This window comes from Nocardia exalbida NBRC 100660, from assembly GCF_000308575.1.
GTDB lineage: Bacteria > Actinomycetota > Actinomycetes > Mycobacteriales > Mycobacteriaceae > Nocardia > Nocardia exalbida.
Map to the genome: position 1 here is coordinate 125498 of NZ_BAFZ01000099.1, position 18430 is coordinate 143927.

At 69.4% G+C, this 18430-nt stretch carries 16 protein-coding genes; 7 read left to right on the forward strand and 9 right to left on the reverse strand.

Annotated elements, in window-relative coordinates:
- The first annotated feature begins 114 nt into the window (after nucleotides 1-114).
- Nucleotides 115-1047, forward strand: coding sequence for a type I pantothenate kinase (gene coaA / locus ON29_RS23820; RefSeq protein WP_040869612.1), 933 nt, complete (start codon nucleotides 115-117; stop codon nucleotides 1045-1047).
- Nucleotides 1048-1061: 14 nt separating this feature from the next.
- Here coaA and ON29_RS23825 read toward each other — a convergent pair whose 3' ends face one another.
- Together ON29_RS23825 and ON29_RS23830 are read right to left on the reverse strand one after the other, a co-directional pair.
- Nucleotides 1062-1652, reverse strand: coding sequence for a hypothetical protein (locus ON29_RS23825; RefSeq protein ID WP_051175528.1), 591 nt, complete (start codon nucleotides 1650-1652; stop codon nucleotides 1062-1064).
- A 60-nt stretch (nucleotides 1653-1712) separates the two neighbouring features.
- Entirely contained in the window at nucleotides 1713-2492 is a 780-nt protein-coding gene (locus ON29_RS23830; protein ID WP_040869614.1) for an isoprenyl transferase, read from the reverse strand.
- A 262-nt stretch (nucleotides 2493-2754) separates the two neighbouring features.
- On the opposite strand from ON29_RS23830, the gene trhA reads away from it, so the two are divergent.
- Both trhA and ON29_RS23840 read left to right on the forward strand, forming a co-directional pair.
- Nucleotides 2755-3393, forward strand: a complete 639-nt coding sequence (trhA, locus tag ON29_RS23835; protein WP_040869744.1) for a PAQR family membrane homeostasis protein TrhA — start codon at nucleotides 2755-2757, stop codon at nucleotides 3391-3393.
- A 45-nt stretch (nucleotides 3394-3438) separates the two neighbouring features.
- Nucleotides 3439-5064 carry an adenylate/guanylate cyclase domain-containing protein gene (locus ON29_RS23840; protein WP_083864030.1) on the forward strand — a complete coding sequence of 542 codons (1626 nt, stop codon included), beginning with the start codon at nucleotides 3439-3441 and terminating at the stop codon, nucleotides 5062-5064.
- 46 nt (nucleotides 5065-5110) lie between these two features.
- Here the strand turns inward: ON29_RS23840 and ON29_RS23845 are convergent, their stop codons facing one another.
- The 5 genes from ON29_RS23845 to mca all read right to left on the reverse strand — a co-directional run bounded on the left by ON29_RS23845 (nucleotide 5111) and on the right by mca (nucleotide 11269).
- Nucleotides 5111-7165, reverse strand: a complete 2055-nt coding sequence (locus tag ON29_RS23845; protein ID WP_040869615.1) for a thioredoxin domain-containing protein — start codon at nucleotides 7163-7165, stop codon at nucleotides 5111-5113.
- Nucleotides 7166-7636: 471 nt separating this feature from the next.
- Nucleotides 7637-8215 (reverse strand): TIGR03086 family metal-binding protein, encoded by a 579-nt coding sequence (locus ON29_RS23850; protein WP_040869747.1) that lies wholly within the window; start codon nucleotides 8213-8215, stop codon nucleotides 7637-7639.
- Nucleotides 8216-8639: 424 nt separating this feature from the next.
- Nucleotides 8640-9950, reverse strand: a complete 1311-nt coding sequence (locus ON29_RS23855; RefSeq protein WP_040869616.1) for an FAD-binding oxidoreductase — start codon at nucleotides 9948-9950, stop codon at nucleotides 8640-8642.
- Between the two features lie 159 nt (nucleotides 9951-10109).
- Nucleotides 10110-10388 (reverse strand): hypothetical protein, encoded by a 279-nt coding sequence (locus ON29_RS23860; protein WP_040869618.1) that lies wholly within the window; start codon nucleotides 10386-10388, stop codon nucleotides 10110-10112.
- Nucleotides 10385-11269, reverse strand: a complete 885-nt coding sequence (gene mca / locus ON29_RS23865; RefSeq protein WP_245549084.1) for a mycothiol conjugate amidase Mca — start codon at nucleotides 11267-11269, stop codon at nucleotides 10385-10387. The genes ON29_RS23860 and mca overlap by 4 nt, the downstream gene beginning before the upstream one ends.
- A 102-nt stretch (nucleotides 11270-11371) precedes the next feature.
- On the opposite strand from mca, the gene ON29_RS23870 reads away from it, so the two are divergent.
- Nucleotides 11372-11842 carry a DUF4307 domain-containing protein gene (locus ON29_RS23870; protein WP_083864031.1) on the forward strand — a complete coding sequence of 157 codons (471 nt, stop codon included), beginning with the start codon at nucleotides 11372-11374 and terminating at the stop codon, nucleotides 11840-11842.
- A 297-nt stretch (nucleotides 11843-12139) separates the two neighbouring features.
- On the forward strand, nucleotides 12140-12634 hold the full coding sequence (gene greA / locus ON29_RS23875; protein ID WP_040869622.1) for a transcription elongation factor GreA: 495 nt from the start codon (nucleotides 12140-12142) through the stop codon (nucleotides 12632-12634).
- A 97-nt stretch (nucleotides 12635-12731) separates the two neighbouring features.
- Here the strand turns inward: greA and ON29_RS23880 are convergent, their stop codons facing one another.
- Nucleotides 12732-13874 carry a cystathionine gamma-synthase gene (locus tag ON29_RS23880; protein WP_040869624.1) on the reverse strand — a complete coding sequence of 381 codons (1143 nt, stop codon included), beginning with the start codon at nucleotides 13872-13874 and terminating at the stop codon, nucleotides 12732-12734.
- A gap of 231 nt (nucleotides 13875-14105) precedes the next feature.
- Between ON29_RS23880 and ON29_RS23885 the strand changes: the two genes are divergently transcribed.
- On the forward strand, nucleotides 14106-15281 hold the full coding sequence (locus ON29_RS23885) for an acyl-CoA dehydrogenase family protein (protein ID WP_040869626.1): 1176 nt from the start codon (nucleotides 14106-14108) through the stop codon (nucleotides 15279-15281).
- Nucleotides 15282-15377: 96 nt separating this feature from the next.
- Here the strand turns inward: ON29_RS23885 and ON29_RS23890 are convergent, their stop codons facing one another.
- Nucleotides 15378-16364, reverse strand: coding sequence for a mechanosensitive ion channel family protein (locus ON29_RS23890; protein ID WP_245549085.1), 987 nt, complete (start codon nucleotides 16362-16364; stop codon nucleotides 15378-15380).
- 279 nt (nucleotides 16365-16643) lie between these two features.
- Between ON29_RS23890 and ON29_RS23895 the strand changes: the two genes are divergently transcribed.
- Nucleotides 16644-18275, forward strand: coding sequence for an HD domain-containing phosphohydrolase (locus tag ON29_RS23895; RefSeq protein ID WP_040869627.1), 1632 nt, complete (start codon nucleotides 16644-16646; stop codon nucleotides 18273-18275).
- The last annotated feature ends 155 nt before the right edge of the window (nucleotides 18276-18430 follow it).

An 18430-nucleotide genomic window follows, 5' to 3' on the forward strand; every position in this document is an offset into this window, starting at 1 on the left:
TCATCCCACGATGTTGACGCGGAGCAGAATTCGGCTATGCGGCGACAGCTAGACCGAATCTCACCGGATCCGCACCCGCACTGTGCGTGTTTGCCGAAATGGAGCGTCGGGTAAGTGGCACGAATGAGCGAGCCGAGTCCCTACGTGGAATTCGACCGGAAACAGTGGCGGACCCTGCGTAAATCGACTCCCCTGGTGCTCACCGAGGAAGAACTGATCGGCCTGCGCGGTCTCGGGGAACAGATCGATCTCGAGGAAGTCGCGGAGGTCTATCTTCCGCTCGCTCGTCTCATCCACCTGCAAGTGGCCGCCCGTCAGCGGCTGTTCGCCGCGACCGCGACCTTCCTCGGCGAAACCCACCCCGACCAGCAGGTACCGTTCGTGATCGGCGTCGCGGGCAGTGTCGCGGTGGGCAAGTCGACCACCGCGCGCGTGTTGCAGGCGCTGCTGGCGCGCTGGGATCATCACCCGCGGGTCGACCTGGTCACCACCGACGGATTTCTCTATCCCACCGCGGAACTCACCCGGCGCGGCATCATGCACCGCAAGGGTTTCCCGGAGAGCTACGACCGCCGCAAGCTGCTGCGATTCGTCACCGAGGTGAAATCCGGTGCGGCCGAAGTCTGCGCACCGGTCTATTCGCACATCTCCTATGACATCGTGTCGGGCAAGCAGCACTGCGTGCGGCAGCCCGACATTCTGATCGTGGAGGGTTTGAACGTGTTGCAGACCGGTCCGCGCCTGATGGTCTCGGATCTGTTCGACTTCTCGATCTACGTCGACGCGCGCATCGAGGACATCGAGAAGTGGTACGTGCAACGGTTTCTCACCCTGCGCAACACCGCTTTCGCCGATCCGAACGCGCATTTCCACCACTACTCCGGATTCACCGACGAACAGGCCACCGCCGCCGCGCAGGAGATCTGGAACAACACCAACCGGCCGAATCTGGTGGAGAACATTCTGCCCACCCGTCCGCGCGCCACCCTGGTGCTGCGCAAGGACGCCGATCACAGCATCAACCGGCTGCGGCTACGGAAATTGTGATTCCGCTTACAATTTCACGCCTCGTCCAGGCGCCGGGCGACATCGATATCTCGAACCGCGGCGATGTGTGGCTTACGGATCTCGGCGGAGATGTAGCGGGCGACGAAGCGCTTGATCTCGTGATCGACGCTGGCGAGAATGCGCAGCAGCTGTCCGCGCTTGGTGGCGGCGGCCACATCGACGCGCACGTCGTTCGGCCGCGGTTCGGCGATATCGATCACCACCCGCAGTGGCGCGGCCGTGCGCACCGTCAGGTGCAGGTGCACGGTGCCCTCGACGTGGAAGCGGTGCCGATCGACCGTCAAGTCCAGCAGCAGGTCGACCTCGAGCGGGATGATCAGCTCGAACGCGATCGTCTCTTCGCCGTGACGGCGCAGCCGGGACGCGCCGAGCTGAACCTCCGCGGTCACCTTGGCCAGGCGGCCCGGCCCGACGCCGATCGGGCCGAAATCGAAGGCCGTGCCGGTCAACTGTGCGAACGCGCCGGAGATGCGCTCTTCGGAGGCGGCGTACTCCAGGAAGCGGCTACCGAACTCGGCATAGCTGATGAAGTCGCCCGATTCGCGCCGGACGACTTCGGCGGGCCGTTGGCCGAACGCGCTCATGAGACCGCACGGACGCGAGAACGGCGGAGGTGGCGCCGAATTCACCGGGCCGAGATCGACTCAGACGCCGAAACGGCGATGGCGCGCGGCGAAGTCGCGCAGCGCCCGCAGGAAATCCACCCGGCGGAACTCCGGCCAATACGCCTCGGTGAACCATATCTCCGAGTATGCGCTCTGCCACAGCAGGAACCCGGACAGCCGCTGCTCGCCGGACGTGCGAATCACCAGGTCGGGGTCGGGCTGACCGGAGGTGTAGAGGTGCTGGCCGATGGCGTTCACCGTGATCGACTGGACCAGGTCCTCGCCGGTTTCGCCCGCGGCGATCTCCTGGCGGACCAGCGAGCGCACCGCGTCGGCGATCTCCTGCCTGCCTCCGTAGCCGACCGCGACATTGACGTGCACCCCGTCGCGGCCGTCGGTGCGCTCGGCCGCGGTGCGCAGCCGCTTGGCGATCAGCTCGGGGAAGCCGTCGAGCGAGCCGACGATGCGCACGCTCCAGTTCTGTTCCGGCGCCGACAGCTCCTCGACCACGTCGGTGATCACCTCGAACAGCGTCTCCAGTTCGTCGGGATCGCGCTGCAGGTTCTCGGTGGACAGCAGGTAGACGGTCACCATCTCGATGCCCTCGGCCTCGCACCAGCCGACCAGCTCGGCGATCTTCAGCGCGCCGACCCGGTGGCCGTGACTGACGTCGGTGAAACCGTTCTCCCGCGCCCAGCGGCGATTGCCGTCACACATCACCGCGACGTGCCGGGGATGTTGTTTGCCGGCCAGCTGCCTGGACAGCCGGGCCTCGTAGATGCGATACGGCAGACCCCGCACCTGACTCGGAAGTTCCACGCGGGCAACCCTACGCCTCGGGGGCACGATCACGGCATCGACCGCGACAGGCCGGTAGAGTGGCCGGGAGCGCACAAGTTACGGTTGCGTAGGTTACTGACGGGTTAGCCGGCTCGTCGATACCGGGCCCAGCGCGGGGCCGCGAACAGACTCGTCCGGCTGCCCCTTCGAGGAGGTACTCGTGTCCGAATCGGTCGGCGCCACCCACTCGGCACCGGTCACGCCGGTTCCCGGTTCGGCGGGCGAAGCGCTCGCCGAGGCATTGGTCAAGCCGCGCATGCGGGGCTGGATCCATACCTGGGCCGTCGGCGTCGCGGCGATCGCGGCGATCGCGCTGATCGCCACCGCCGCGACGATCTCGGCGACCGCGGGCTGGTCCACGCTGATCTACGGGCTCACCGTGTGCGGGCTGTTCGGCGTCAGCGCCGTCTACCACCGCGTGACCTGGCCGACCGCTCGCGCTCGCATCCGGATGAAGCGAGCCGACCACTCGATGATCTTCCTGTTCATCGCGGGCAGCTATACCCCCTTCGCCCTGCTCGGCTTGCCCGGACGCACCGGACAGACCCTGCTGGCCGTGGTCTGGGCGGGCGCACTGGCCGGAGTGGCGCTGAAACTCCTGTGGCCGACCGCTCCCCGCTGGGTGGGCGTTCCGCTATATCTGCTGCTCGGCTGGGCCATCGTGCCGGTGGCCGGACAGCTGAACAACCAGATCGGCATCGCGCCGCTGATTCTGCTGCTCATCGGTGGCCTCTTCTACAGCGGCGGCGCGATCCTCTACGCCACCAAGTGGCCGAACCCGTGGCCGGACGTCTTCGGCCACCACGAGTTCTTCCACGCGGCCACGGTGCTCGCGGCACTGACCCATTACGCGGCGGTCTGGCTCGTCGTGTTGCGCTGAGCGCATAGAGTCGACGGGGAGGTCGGACGAGGAGGGGCGGATCCCATGATCGCGAAACTCATCGTCTGGGCGCTCAAAACCAGGGGTGGTCTGGCCGCGCTGGTCACCACGGCGAATCTCAGCGGCCTCGCGGTGATCGTCACCCAGCTGTGGCTGAACGGGTTCCTCGGCAGGCTCGGCCCGGATTGGCCGCGGGCGCTGGCCTTCGTCGGCATCTACCCCGCCGTCGGGTTCGTGGCGGGAATCGTCCTGGCGGTGCGCGACCGCAAGACGTACTTCGGCTGGCTCGACGCCGCGCGCAAGCCGACCGAGGTGGAGGCGCGGCGCCTGCTGCACCTGCCCGTCGCCATCACCATGCGCGCGCTCGCGCTGTGGATTCCCGGCGTGATCGTGGCGACCGTGATCTTCGCGCAGCTGAGCCCGCACAACGACCCCGGCGTGACGGCGGCGCTGTTCACGATCGGCGCCTTCGAGTCGGCGGCGGTCACCTTCCTGATCGTGGACCGGTTGATCCGCCCGACCATTCCGGTGGTGGCCCGAGTGCTCGGCTGGACCATGCACTGGAGTTCCTCTGTGCTGGTGCGGGTCGTGCTGACCTGGGCCGTGGCGGCGGCGCTTCCGCTGCTCATGCTGATCGTCGTGCTGGCCGACCCAGCGGCGGCCGTGTCCGACCGGGTGCGCACCGCCATCTACCTGTCCGGGGTCGGCATCGGCGTCGGCGCGCTGGCCACGGCATTCCTCGCTCGCGCGGTCGCCGCGCCGATGCGCACCCTGCGTCAGGCCCTGGACCGGATCGCCCAGGGTGACTGGGGAGCCCGGGTGCCGATCGGCAGTACCAGTGAGATCGGCAGGTTGGAGCATTCGGTCAACGAGCTGGCCGCGAATCTGCGCGAACGCGAGCGGATGCGGGAGGTGTTCGGCAGGCATGTCGGGACGGAGGTGGCCGAGCGCGCGCTCGCGGGCGGGGCGGATCTCACCGGCGACGTGCGCGAGGTTTCGGCGCTGTTCGTCGACGTGACCGGGTCGGTGGAGCTGTCCACCGGGCTGCCGCCGCAGGAGTTCGTGGCCAAACTCAACCGGCTGCTCGCGATCGTCGTCGCGGCGACCGAGGAGAACAACGGCCTGGTCAACAAGTTCGAGGGCGACGCGGCACTGTGTGTGTTCGGTGCGCCGATCGCGCTGCGCGACAACGCGACCCCGGCCCTGCGGGCGGCGCGGCGCATCCGGGACGAGGTGCTCGCCACCGGCGAACTCGACATCGGGATCGGCGTCGCACGCGGACCGGTCTTCGCGGGCGACATCGGCTCAGATACCCGGCTCGAGTTCACGGTGATCGGCAACGCGGTCAACGAGGCCGCCCGCCTGACCACGGCGGCCAAAGAAGTGCCGCGGCGGATCCTGGTGAGCCAGCCGGTGATCGAAGCGAGCGCGGAACACGAACGCGCCAAATGGACGTTCTACGACACCATCGTGCTACGCGGCATGAAGGAGCCGACGGTCTGCTGGACCGACATCGACAGCTCGGGCACGCGGCCCGAGTCCACGAACACCCGCACCGATCAGCCCGAGCTGCCGCCGGACACCAATCCCGTCATCGAAATCCACACCGCACCCGAGCCCGGGGGCGCCAGGACACCGGACACCGAACTCGACGCCCCACCTCGTCGCTAGACCCTGGCACCCTCGAAGCGGGAAGTCATCGATCGCCTGATTGCCGCTAGTTCCGCTGGAGCGCCGCCCGGAGCTGGTCCGGAGTGGAGACCGGGAGGTCGCACACGGAGCCGCGGCAGACGTAGGCGGCGGCCGCATCACGGACCAAGGGCCGATCGGCGAGGAGCGGCACGGCGTTCGGCGCGGCGGCGAGGACGACCGAGCCACCCGGGGCGGCCGAACGAGCCGCGGCGAGCAATTCGGTGGGCTGGGCGGCCGGTTCGGCGGTGGCGATGGCGACCTGCAAGGGGCCGCGCAGGGCCGCCTCGGCGACCGCGAGCCACTGGCCCGCCGAACGGGGCGCGCGCGCCAGCACGAGCGCACCGCGCTCGAGGGTGCGGTCGGCGAGTTCGCGGTAGCGCACGGCTCGTTCGGGGTCGCTCGTGGCCGCGGCGGTGAGCAGCGCTTCGGCCAGCGCGGAGGCGCCCGCGGGAGTGGCGCCGTCGACCGGGTCACGCGGGCGGGCGACGAGGGTTTCGGCGTCGTCGGCGGTGTCGAACCAGCTGCCCGGCTGGTCCGGGTCGGCGAAGTGCTCGATCGCGAGGTCCAGCAAGCGCTGGGCGTCTTCCAGCCAGCCGAGTTCACCGGTGGCCTGGTGCAGCGCGAGCAGGCCGGTGACCAGCCAGGCGTGATCCTCCAGGATGCCGGGCGCGGCGCCTGCGACGCCGCCGAGCGATGCGCGCCGCAGCCGCCCGTCCACCACGTGCTCGGCCAGCAGGAAGCGCGCGCACCGGACAGCGGCGGCGGTCCACTCCGGCTCGTCCAGTGCGGCCGCGGCCTCGGCCAGCGCGGTGATCGCCATTCCGTTCCACGCGGTGACCACTTTGTCGTCCCGGTCCGGCTGGGGGCGGCGGTCGCGGGCGGCGATCAACGCCGCTCGCACGCGTTCCACCCGCGCGGCGTCCTCCGCCGTGGCGGGCTCGACGTACCTGGTCGGCACCGAAGTGCCCTGTTCGAAGTTTCCGGCGGTGGTGACGCCGAAGAATCCGGCCGCCCATGCCCCGTCGATCGGCCCGAGTTCACCGGCCAGCTCGGCGGGCGTCCACACATACGTCGCGCCCTCGACGCCGGGTTTGCCGGGCTCCAGGTGGGTGTCGGCGTCCAGCGCGGAGGCGAAGCCGCCCTGTGCGGTCCCCAGGTCGTCCAGTAGGAACCGTACGATCTCCCGGGTCACCCGCCGCGACAACGATTCCGGAGGCGCCGGGGTGCTGCGCCGGGCCAGGTGCGCGTAAGCGCGCAGCAGTTGCGCGTTGTCGTAGAGCATCTTCTCGAAATGCGGCACGACCCATGCGGCGTCGACCGAATACCGCGCGAATCCTCCGCGCAGCTGGTCGTAGATGCCGCCGCGCGCCATCGCCTCGGCGGTGCGGGCCACCACGTCGATCACCGCGCCGTCACCGGTCCGCTCCCAGTGCCGCAGCAGTCCCTCCAACAGCGCCGACGGCGGGAATTTCGGAGCGCCGCCGAACCCGCCGTGCTCGGCGTCCTCATCGCGCAGCACGGCGGCGACGGCGTGGGCGAGCAACTCGGGGGTGATCGTCAGGTCCGTGTCGGGCAGTCCCGCCGTCTGGTCGCGCAGGGCCGCCGCCACCTGCGCGGAGGCCTGGTTCACCTCGTCTCGCCGGGTGCGCCAGGTCTCGGTGATCGCGGTGAGCAACTGGGTGAACGACGGCATGCCGCCGCGCGGAAGCTTCGGGTAGTAGGTGCCGCAGTAGAACGGTTCGCCGTCGGGGGTGAGGAAGCAGGTCATCGGCCAGCCGCCCTGACCTGTCATCGCGACCGTGGCGTTCATGTACACCGCGTCCAGATCGGGCCGCTCCTCCCGGTCGACCTTCACGCAGACGAAGTTCTCGTTCATCTGCTCGGCCGTGGCCATGTCCTCGAACGACTCGTGCGCCATCACGTGGCACCAGTGACAGGACGCGTACCCCACCGAGAGCAGGACGGGCACGTCCCGCTCGCGCGCTTCGGCCAGTGCCTCGGCATCCCATTCCCGCCAGTGCACCGGGTTGTCCGCATGCTGGCGCAGGTACGGGGACGTCGCCTCTCCGAGCCGGTTCATGGCTCCACCGTACGGCGCATCCCGGTGCCGCGCGGGCGGCACGGCTCGACTCGTGGTCCTGACATCCGCCGCGAACGACTACATCACCGCTGAGGCGGCCGGGGCGCTCTCGCCACCGCGGTACGAACCCACCGGACGGCCTACGCCTCGTCCGGATCGGTGCGATCCGGTGGCTGCATCGGTAGAGCGGTCCACGGCAGGGTCCTCGGATCCGTCGGGCTCGATTCGCTCGGGCCGGTATTTCGTCGCTTGGAGATCGCGGGCGTCCGATGTGCCGTGCGGGAGCGGCCGATTTCGGTTCGGCCGCTCCCGCACGGGAAATGCGAATATCGATTATCAGTAGGAAATTTCGGCTCGGAGTCATTCCCGATCACGCAGCCGGAACGGGTACCGGGCCCTATGGGGAATTCACGGCAAACCGGATGGAGTGCGCAAGCCCCCTGCCGCGACGGATGGGCTCGTTCCCGCCGACTAGGCGGTTCGGGCGAGTACCTCTCGACCCACGTACGCCAACAACCGACGGTGCGCCGGTTCGTCGTCGGCGACCGCGACTTCGGGCCCGAAAACGCCGGGCCCGCGGAATGTGTCGATGCCTCCCATTGCTCGCATGGTGGCGAGCAGTTCGCCACATAGCTCGTCGTCGGCCAGATCCGGCCGATCGATGGCCACCGCGATATCGACGCCGTGCACGAGGAGCTCGGTGAGATGCACCAGTGCCGCCGCGGGACCGGGCAGTTCCCCGAGCGAGATGGCCACCGTGCCGTCCAGCGCGTCGAGCCGGTGCCAGGCGGCGCGGTCCACCTCGGCCGCCGCGGCGTAGGCGCCCTGCGGATCACCGCCGAGCCAGTCGGATTCGTGCTCGGCGCCCGCGTCCGTGCCGCTCAGCGCTGCCGCGAAGATGTGCATGCCGCCCACGGTGTGGTTGAGCACGGCGCGGACATCCCACTCCCGGCACGGCGTCGGCGCTGCCAGGCCCGCTCCTCCCACGGCGGCGACGATCGCTCCGGTCGCATCCAGTGCACGGTCGATCTGTCCGATCACGTTGTCCATGAGCATCCTTCGGTCGAGCGGTTTGGCTGAATTGGTAACACAGGACGCCGACAAGTGCGCGGTAATGCGAACACCACCTTGCGCCGGAATGATTGCCGGCAGTGTGCTTCTCGAGATCGCCGGCGTGCGGGGGCCACGGTTACCTCGGGACCGGAGGTCCCGATTCGAATCCGGACCGTTCTCGAGGCGGTAGCAGGCCGTCGCCGCCTTTCTCGTGAAACCCCGCGATAGAAATGGGATGCGACTACGGGACTCGGTTCTCGGGCACTCGGAAAACACCGGGTGCGCACAACCGAATGGCTGGGGAACGGACGCGGTGTTCCGGATGATCCCGCTTCCCGAGGCGGCCCGCGACGCCGACCGGCGCTTGGGAACCGCGGCGGGACCGAGACCACCAGCGGGCCTCGGCCGAGCCGCCGCCGGTCTATCCGAGCACCGGATAGTTGGCCCGGATAACACCGTGCGGGTCCCGGGCGCGCTTGATCTCGCGCAGCCGGGTGAGCGTCGCAGAATCGAAAGCGGCCGAGGCGGTTTCGCCGGGCGTGAGGAAGGTGTACGGCTTGCTGCCGCTGATCTGCCCGCTCACCGCGTCGACGAGGGCGGTGCGCCGCGCGGTCACCGCGTCGGCGAGGTGCGGCAGCCCGAGACCGAGGCAGTAGAGCAGGTACGGCTCCGCGATCGGGCCGCGCGCGCCACCGTCCGGCCGGGCGGTGGCCATGGCGCCGCCCAGGTGCCGGATCTGCACGTTCGCCAGCGGCGCGACCGGCTCATCGATCAGGGTCTCGACCACGGCGTCGCCGAGATCGGTGAGCTGCTCGGCACGCGACAGCGCCGGGCTCGGGTCCGTCGGTTCGCCGGTGACCGCGCCGATATCGGCGGGCCCGAAAACGCCGCGCCGGTCGAGAATCGGGTTCCCGATGGCGTCGAGCCGCGCGAGCAACGCACGCCCGCGATCCGGATCGCCGAGGTATACCGCGTCCAGGCCGACCATGGGCGGTGCGTCGGGGATCTGCAAGCGCTGGAACCACACGCTCAGGTCCTCGGGCGCGGCGGCGGTGATCTCCTGGAAGACGTCGAAGACCTCGCGGATCCGCGCTTCGGGCCACAGCGTGCGGCCGCCGAACAGCTCCGGCGCGGGAAACAGGTCGAACTCGAGCGCCGTCACCACGGCGAAGTCGCCACCGCCGCCGCGCAGCGCCCAGCACAGGTCCGGATCGTCCTCGGTCGTGATCCGCCGCCGAGCGCCGTCGGCGTCCACCACCTCGAACGCGCGCACGGCGTCGCTGGCCCAGCCGTACTTGCGGCCGAACCAGCCCATACCGCCACCGAGGGTGTAGCCGGTGACGCCGACCACCGGATTGCTGCCCGCCAGGCCGGTCAAGCCGTGCCTGGCGGCGGCGGCCTGCACCCGGCCCCACGCCGCTCCGGCGCCGACGCGCGCCACCCGCCGCTGGGCATCGATCTCGATGTCGTCCAGCTGCCCGGTGCGCACCAGGATCGCGTCGGGCACTCCGCCGGACGCGCCGTGACCGGTCGGCTGGGTCACCACCGGCGCGCCGACGCGGGCGGCGTACCGGACGACGGTCGCGATGTCGCCCGCGTCAGCGGCCCGCACCACGGCGGCCACCGGCTGGGTGACCGTCGTCGTCCACGGCCTGGCCGCGGCCTGGAAACCCTCGTCACCCGCCACCAGCACGCGACCGGGCAGCGCGGCGCGCAGTTCGTCGAATGTCATTGCTCGTCCTGACTCTCAGCGTTCGGAAGCAGACGCGAGCGACGAATGCGTGAGCAGGCCCTCCGGACGGACGGGCCGTGATTCGTGCCGCGACTACCTCATCGACGAAAGAGAGTGCGGAAAAGTGACAAAGAGCGGATCAGCGGGCTCAGCGCCCGGTCAGCTCGATTCGGCGCGCCCTTCCGGGCCCGCGCCCTCGGTCCCGTCGGCACGATGGGTGATGCCGTGCTCGGTCCCCTCGTCGGCCTCCTGGTCCGGTTCGGGGTGCTCGGGCTCGAACGTCGCGGGCAGGCCCTTGATGTGCCGGTTCATCGAGCGGATCAGCAGGAAGGTCCCCGCGAGCAGGAGCAGGACGATGACCAGACCCAGCGGCGACGCTTTACCGAACTCGGGGCCGGTCGGCGTCCCGGGCGTCTGGGCGAGCAGGACCAGCGTCACGACCGCTCGTCCTCGATGCCCGCGAACAGGTCGGTCTCCGGCAGCTCGGTGCGCACCCGGGTCTTGGCCAGCTCGAACTCCTCGGTCGGCCACAACCGCTGCTGCATCTCCAGCGGAACGGCGAAGAACGCGCCGTTCGGGTCGATCTGCGTCGCGTGCGCGCGCAAGGCGTCGTCGCGCTGCGGGAAGTACTTGGCGCACTCGATCTGGGTGGTGATCCGGGCGAACATGTCACCGCGCTCGGCGGTGTACTTGCGCATCCGGTCCAGCCATTCCTGCATCGGGAACGGTTCGCCGAGACGCTCGTACTCCGCGGCGAAGGTTTCCATCCGCCGCATGCTGAAGCCGTGGTCGTAGTACAGCTTGAGCGGCGTCCACGGCTCCCCCGCCTCGGGGAAGCGCTCGGGATCCCCGGCCGCCTCGAACGCCGCCATCGACACCTCGTGGCAGCGGATGTGGTCGGGGTGCGGGTAGCCGCCGGTCTCGTCGTACGTGGTCATCACGTGCGGCTTGAACTCGCGCACCACGCGCACCAGGGCCTCGGTGGCCTCCTCCAGCGGAACCAGCGCGAAACTGCCTTCGGGCAGCGGCGGCATCGGGTCACCCTCGGGCAGCCCCGAGTCGACGAATCCGAGCCAGTGCTGGCGCACGCCGAGCGCGCGCGCCGCGGCGGCCATCTCCTCGCGGCGGATCTCGTGGATCCGCTCCAGGACGCCGGGGGTGTCCATGGCCGGGTTCAAAATGCTTCCGCGCTCTCCGCCGGTCAGCGTCACGACGAGGACGTCGTGTCCTTCGTCTGCGTAGCGGGCGGTCGTCGCGGCACCCTTGCTGGACTCGTCGTCTGGGTGGGCGTGCACCGCCATGAGGCGAAGGCCACTCACGTCTCGTTCTCCGTCGCTCTCGGTCGCGGGTGTCGGGGCTTCGTTACCTATAGTTCCATTCGACCCACATTTGTTCCGACGTACCCCCCGGGAGCGATCACCATGAGCCAGCCCGCGCAGGAGCCCGGCGGTGACGCGAAGGCCGCGGCGGCGTCACCGGGCCTGCCTCCCGCCGACCGGTACGGCACCCGGCCCCGCGAGCCGCGCCGCTGGATCGTGCCGGTGCTCGGCGTACTGGTGGTGCTCGCCGGACTCGGCGTGGCCTATCTCGGGTACCAGAAGTACGGGCCGGAGGACATCGAGGCCGAGCAGCTCGGCTATGTCGTCGTCGACGACTCGACCATGACCATCCGGCTCAAGGTCACCCGCGCCGACCCGGAGCGGCCGGTGGTGTGTTTCGTCCGCGCGATGGCGCGCGACGGCTCCGAACTCGGCCGACGCGAAGTGCTGATCGAACCGTCGAGCAGCGGGACGGTGGAGCTGACCACCGTCGTGCGCTCGTCGGCGCGGCCCGCGTCGAGCAGTGTGTACGCGTGCAGCGATCGGGTACCCGGCTACCTGCGAGCTGGCTGATTTCCGCGCATACACCGGCGACCTGCCTACGAAATCAACTCCGACCTGCACATTTGTGAATCATGCTAAAATGGCGTGATACACGGTTCCGGGGCTCGGAGCCGTGTTTGCTGCATTGGCGGCCAGCGCTGACGGTTCGGGCTTGCGAGCATGCCCGCGACCAGGGCCTGTCGGGGTTCGATGAACTTCCCAGGATCGCTCTAGCCGTCGACTGGTGCATGCCCGCTTCCGGGTGGGTACACGCCAGTGCTCAGGGAATCCCGGCCTGCCGGGAACAACTACTAGGGAGTGATCGAGATGACTGAGACGCAAGTGACCTGGCTGACCCCGGAGTCGCACGACAGGCTCAAGAGCGAACTCGACGCGCTCATCGCCAACCGTCCGGTCATCGCCGCCGAGATCAACGAACGCCGGGAAGAGGGCGACCTCAAGGAGAACGGCGGGTACCACGCCGCCCGCGAGGAGCAGGGTCAGCAGGAGGCGCGCATTCGCCAGCTTCAGGAACTGCTGAACAATGCCAAGGTCGGCGTCGCACCGACCAAGTCCGGCGTCGCGCTTCCCGGGTCGGTCGTCAAGGTCTACTACGACGGCGACGAGACGGACACCGAAACCTTCCTGATCGCCACCCGTGAGGAGGGTCTCAGCGATTCGAAGCTGGAGACCTACTCGCCGAACTCCCCGCTCGGTGGCGCGCTCATCGACGCCAAGGTGGGCGAGACCAGGGAATACACCCTGCCCAACGGCAACACGATGAAGGTCACCCTGATCAGCGCCGAGCCCTACCACAGCTGACGCACTCGGCCGTGGCCCCGCGCCCGGCCGACACCCCCGCGGACACGAGCGGCCGCGCCCGATCATCGGGTGCGGCCGCTTCCTCATATCCGTGAACCTAGCTCAAAGCCTGCTCGATGTCCGCGAGCAGGTCGCTGACATCCTCGATACCGACCGAGAGCCGCACCAGATCGGCGGGCACCTCCAGCTCGGACCCCTCGGTGGAGGCGTGCGTCATCGCGGCCGGATGCTCGATCAACGATTCGATGCCGCCCAGCGACTCGGCGAGGGTGAACACCTCGGTCCGCGAGCAGAACTTGCGCGCGGCCTCCACGTCGCCGTGCAGTCGCACCGAGATCATCCCGCCGAACCGGCGCATCTGCTTGCCCGCGACAGCGTGGCCCGGGTGCTCCGGCAGACCGGGGTAGATCACCTGCGAGATCGAGGGATGCCGGGACAGGAACTCGGCGACGGTTTCGGCGTTGTCGCAGTGCCGGTCCATCCGCAGCGCGAGGGTCTTGATACCGCGCAGTGTGAGGAAAGCGTCGAACGGGCCGGGGACGGCGCCGGCGCCGTTCTGCAGGAACGCGAACGCCGCGTCGAGTTCCGGATCGTCGGTGATCAGCGCGCCGCCGATGACGTCGGAGTGGCCGCCGAGGTACTTGGTGGTGGAGTGCACCACGATGTCGGCGCCGAGCAGCAGGGGCTGCTGGAGATAGGGGGTCGCGAAGGTGTTGTCGACGACCAGCTTCGCGCCCGCCGCGTGCGCGACCTCGGCCAGTGCCGGGATGTCGCCGATGCTCAGCAGCGGGTTGGTCGGGGTCTCGATCCACACCAGCTTGGTGTTCGGCCGGATCGCGGCGCGCATCTCGTCGACGTTGAACACGTGCGCGGGTGAATGCTCGATCCCCCACTGGCTGAAGACCTTGTCGATCAGCCGGAAGGTGCCGCCGTAGGCGTCGTCGGGGATCACGATGTGATCGCCCGGACGCAGCGTGGCGCGCAGCGCGCAGTCGGTCGCGGCCATGCCGGAGGCGAACGCCCGGCCGTAGCGGCCCGATTCCAGCGCGGCGAGGTTCGCCTCCAGCACGGAGCGCGTCGGGTTGCCGGTGCGGGCGTACTCGAAACCGCCGCGCAAACCGCCCACGCCGTCCTGGGCGAACGTCGAACTCGCGTAGATGGGCACATTCACCGCGCCGGTCTGCGGATCGGGTTCATACCCGGCGTGCACGGCCCGTGTGGAGAATCCCAGCTCGCTCATGAGAGTCAGCCTAATCGGGGCGATCCCCGGGCAACTTCCAGGTGTGCGCATATCTCGGCCGCGCCCGCAGGAGAATCGGGCAAACCTCCGCGACGGCGTCGACGCAGCGGGATCCCGCTCCGCCGGTCCGGTCGATTTACGGGACTGCCGTAGTTACGTCGGAAATCTTTCGACCGCTGGCAGGGGACGTGAGTTCGGTCTCACGGGACTCGCCCCATTTAGGCTGAATCCATGGTCACTGTGGAAGAACTGTTCGCTACCGACGCACTGCTGTCCGACGACGAGCGCGAGATCCGGGACACCGTCGCGGCCTTCGCGGCTCGGCGGCTGCGGCCGCACATCGCGGACTGGTTCGAGGCGGGCACCTTCCCGGCCCGCGAACTCGCCCCGGAGCTGGGCGAGCTGGGACTGCTCGGCATGCATCTGGAGGGATACGGCTGCGCGGGCATGTCTGCGACCACCTACGGCCTGGCCTGCCAGGAACTGGAGGCGGTCGACTCGGGTGTCCGCAGCATGGTCTCGGTCCAGGGTTCGCTGGCGATGACCGCGATCCACGAATTCGGCTCGGAGGAACAGAAGCAGCAGTGGCTGCCGGAACTGGCCGCGGGACGGGCGATCGGCTGCTTCGGGCTCACCGAACCCGACTTCGGCTCGAACCCCGGCGGCATGCGCACGCGGGCGAAGCGCGACGGCGCGGACTGGGTGTTGAACGGTGCGAAGATGTGGATCACCAACGGGTCGGTGAGCGACGTCGCGGTGGTCTGGGCGCAGACCGAGGACGAGGGCAAGCAGGTGATCCGCGGATTCCTGGTGCCCGCGGGGACGCCCGGGTTCACGGCGCGGGAGATGCACCGGAAATTGTCGCTGCGCGCGTCGGTCACCGCGGAACTGGACTTCGATGACGTGCGCCTGCCCGCCGACGCGGTGCTGCCGGGATCCCGAGGGCTGGCCTCGCCGCTGGCCTGCTTGAGCGAGGCGCGCTTCGGCATCGTCTTCGGCGCGCTCGGCGCGGCACGCGAGTGCCTGGCGTCCACCATCGAGTACGCCAGGACCCGCGAGGTGTTCGACAAGCCGCTGGCCGCCTACCAGCTCACCCAGGCCAAGCTGGCCGACATGGCGCTGGAGTTCGGCAAGGGGCAGCTGCTCGCGCTGCACATCGGGCGGCTGAAGGACCGCGGCGTGGTGACACCGGAGCAGGTGAGCGCGGGTAAGTTGAACAGCACGCGCGAGGCCATCGCCATCGCCCGGGAATGCCGCACCATCCTCGGCGCCAACGGCATCACGCTCGACTACCCCGTGCTCCGCCATGCCAACAATCTGGAGTCGGTGCTCACCTACGAGGGCACCGCGGAGGTGCATCAGCTGGTGCTCGGCCGGGCCCTGACCGGCGCGAATGCCTTCCGCTGACAAGCGATTTCGGAAGAATATTTGCTGAATCGCATTCGAATAACGGCGCTGTTTAGAGGCCGGTACGGGACCGGAGAAAACTGAAAAATTGCTGATCTAACGGAAATCGTCCTCGTCGGGGAAGTCGAAGAACTCGCGCGCCGGGGGGTGGGCACCGCCGGACCTCGCCCCATCGCCCCGGTGTTGTCCCCGAGTTCGCGCACCGTGCTGGCGGCGTTGCCGCCCCGGACCGTCCTGCCACGGCGCGCCTTCCCCGCGATCGACCCGCCGGTCCCACTGCCATTCCGCACCGGCATCCGGCCGGTCTTCCCACTGCTGCCCCCGCGCCGCCTGCTGATCCATCCACAGCTGCTCACGAGCCGCGTCCGAGCGGCCGCGCTGGTAGGCCGCGGCATGTCCGCGAACCGCGGGCATCTCCTCCTCCAGTTCGCTGAGCCAGTTCTCCCAGCGTTGCTGCATCGGGCGGACCATACCGCCGCCGAGGCCGACCACCAGGATGCCGCCGATGGTGGCGAGCACCGTGATGAGGATCGGCAGCGTGACGGAGGTGGCGACGCCGATCTGGTTCAGCGCCGCCACAATGCCGATACCCCACACGAACACCGCCGCGATCCGGCCGAGCACCGCGCCGTAGGACAGACCGCCGAGCAGGCTGCCTACCATCTCGCGCGTCGCGTGGGCGACCGCGCCCGCGACTACCAGGATGATGATCGCGACGCCCGCCTTGGGCAGCCAGGCGACGATGCCGTCGATCGTGTCGCTCACCGGATTGGACCCGAAGACCCCGAAGCCCAGTTGCAGCGCGAGCAGCAGGATCGCGTAGTACGCCAGTTTCGCCAGCAGATCGCGGGCGTCGTAGCGACTGCGCGACAGCAGCTGGCGGATCCCGCCGCGCTCGGCGAGGCGATCGAAACCGACCCGCTCCAGCACCTTCCCCACGATCGTGGCGACCGCTTTCGCGGCCAGCCAGCCGATGAGCAGGACGAGCAGGAACCCGGCGAGCTGGGGCACGAACCTCGCCACGGAACTCCACGCGTCGGACAATCCCTGCTGGTAATCGATAGCCGAACTGGAGGTGCGCATTACCTGCCCTTCGCTATCCGTCGACAACATGACGTTTGCCACGATGACATATTGCCCGGTTATACCTCTGGACTTCGCTCGGCAATGCGATTTGCGAATAAGTTGCCAAAATCTGATGAACGAGACGCGACACCGAAATGGACCCCTCCGGGCCGAACGGCCGTCCAGTGGGGCGAGCCGGCGCGGGTTCGGTCCCTTGATGTGATCCGGACGCGGATTACGGTCCGGGAGAACCGAATTGGTCCTGCGCGCGCCGCGAACGGACACTACTGTCGGTGCATGTCGTCGATCCGCGCCGCCGAGGTCCTCGCGGCACTGTCGCTGACCACCGATCTCGCCACCGGGATGCCGTTGGAAAAGGGGCTGGCCACCTGCCTGATAGCAACCCACCTCGCCGAGCGGATCGGGCTGCCGGACGCCGAGCGCCGCGCCGTCTTCCTCGCCGCACTGCTGGCCGCCCTCGGGTGTACCGGCCGCGCCTCGGAGAACGCGGAGTCATATGCCGACGACATCGCCTTCCAACGCGCGTGCCATGTGCTCGATCCCGGTGATTCCACTGTCTTCACCGCGCAGCTGCGCCGATTCGGCAACTGGTCGCCCGCCGCCCAATCCGCGCTGCGCAATCGATTCATCGCGCAGATGCGGACCGGGGCCCCGCGGGCCCTGCGCTCGTCGAGCGAGATGGTCCGCGCGCTCGGATCGCGACTGGGCCTGCCGGATGCCGCCGTTCGCGCGCTGACCGAGGTGGAGGAACGCTGGGACGGACTCGGTGCGCCGGACCGGCTGCGCGGGGAGGCCATCTCGCTGGCCGGACGGATCCTGCACGTGGCCGAACAGGCAGTGCTCGCGCTGGAGGGGGTCGGCGCGGAACCCGCGGCCGTCCTGCCGGTGGGGGGCGGCTTCCCGCGCGAAGAAACCGAGCATCGGGCGGATGGGTCCGTCCACGACCCGGTGCGTCCCGCGCTCAGCGCCGTGGCGAGCAGGCAGGGTGCCGTCCTCGGCGAGTTGCGGCGACGGGCCGGTGGGCACCTCGACCCCGACCTGGTCGCCGTCTGTGACGCCGATGCCCTCCGCGCGGTGCTCGACGTCCCCGACCTGCTCGCCGCCGTCCTCGCCGCCGAACCGGGCGCGCGGGCCACGCTTCCGTCCACCGAACTCGACCGGCCCGGCCTCGCGCTGGCCATGGTCGTCGACCTGAAAGGCCGTTACCTGCTGGGGCATTCGGCGCACGTGGCCGGACTGGCCGATGCCGCGGCCGACCGGATGGGCGTGCCCGCCGAGGACCGGGCGGCACTGCGGGCCGCCGCCCTGTTGCACGATCTCGGCCGGGCCGCGGTGTCCAGCACGGTCTGGGACCGCGGCGGCCCGCTCGGACCGCGGGACTGGAAACGCGTACGGCTGCGCGGTTATTGGACCGAACGCATCCTGCGCCGCTGCCCCGGGCTGGCGGGTCTGGCCGAGTTCGCCGCGGGATACCACGAGCGGCTCGACAGCGGCTATCCCCCGGGTGAGCGGGACGCGTCGCCGGGGGCCCGATTACTCGCGGCCGCGAACATTTTCGCGGCCTGCACCGAAGCGCGACCCTATCGTCCGGCCGCTCGTCCCGAGGAAGCCGCGGCCCACCTCGGGGCCGAAGTCGCCGCGGGCCGCCTCGACGGTGACGCCTGCACCGCCGTGATCGCCGCCGCCGCGGACCGCCCCGGCCCCGGCGGCCACGGCCTCTCCACCACCGAGATCGACATCCTGCGCCTGTCGGCGCGCGGCCGCCGCGGCCGGGAGATCGCCGCCGAACTGCTCCTCCCCGAACGCACCGTCACCCACCACCTCACCGAATTGCGCGCCAAGACCGGCCACCGCACCCGGGCGGGCGCCGCCGTCTTCGCCATGTCCCACCACCTCTTGCCCGGCTGACCCGGCTCGCCCGCCGAAACACGTTCGCGCACAAGGCGCGGGTACGCGAGGCCGGCCTCACACGAGTCCCAGGCGGGATGGGTAGAGGATTGTTACCTCTTGTCATTCAGGTGCCATATGGGTGTCACCATCAGGCCAAGGGGAACGCGGATGAT

Excerpts from the sequence above, each read along its gene's own strand:
- ON29_RS23880 (WP_040869624.1), bottom strand. The coding sequence starts at position 13,874 with ATGAGCGAGCTGGGATTCTCCACACGGGCCGTGCACGCCGGGTATGAA.
- ON29_RS23840 (WP_083864030.1), top strand. The coding sequence starts at position 3,439 with ATGATCGCGAAACTCATCGTCTGGGCGCTCAAAACCAGGGGTGGTCTG.
- ON29_RS23890 (WP_245549085.1), bottom strand. The coding sequence starts at position 16,364 with ATGCGCACCTCCAGTTCGGCTATCGATTACCAGCAGGGATTGTCCGAC.
- ON29_RS23885 (WP_040869626.1), top strand. The coding sequence starts at position 14,106 with ATGGTCACTGTGGAAGAACTGTTCGCTACCGACGCACTGCTGTCCGAC.
- ON29_RS23895 (WP_040869627.1), top strand. The coding sequence starts at position 16,644 with ATGTCGTCGATCCGCGCCGCCGAGGTCCTCGCGGCACTGTCGCTGACC.
- ON29_RS23825 (WP_051175528.1), bottom strand. The coding sequence starts at position 1,652 with ATGAGCGCGTTCGGCCAACGGCCCGCCGAAGTCGTCCGGCGCGAATCG.
- ON29_RS23850 (WP_040869747.1), bottom strand. The coding sequence starts at position 8,215 with ATGGACAACGTGATCGGACAGATCGACCGTGCACTGGATGCGACCGGA.
- ON29_RS23845 (WP_040869615.1), bottom strand. The coding sequence starts at position 7,165 with ATGAACCGGCTCGGAGAGGCGACGTCCCCGTACCTGCGCCAGCATGCG.
- ON29_RS23855 (WP_040869616.1), bottom strand. The coding sequence starts at position 9,950 with ATGACATTCGACGAACTGCGCGCCGCGCTGCCCGGTCGCGTGCTGGTG.
- ON29_RS23870 (WP_083864031.1), top strand. The coding sequence starts at position 11,372 with ATGAGCCAGCCCGCGCAGGAGCCCGGCGGTGACGCGAAGGCCGCGGCG.
- greA (WP_040869622.1), top strand. The coding sequence starts at position 12,140 with ATGACTGAGACGCAAGTGACCTGGCTGACCCCGGAGTCGCACGACAGG.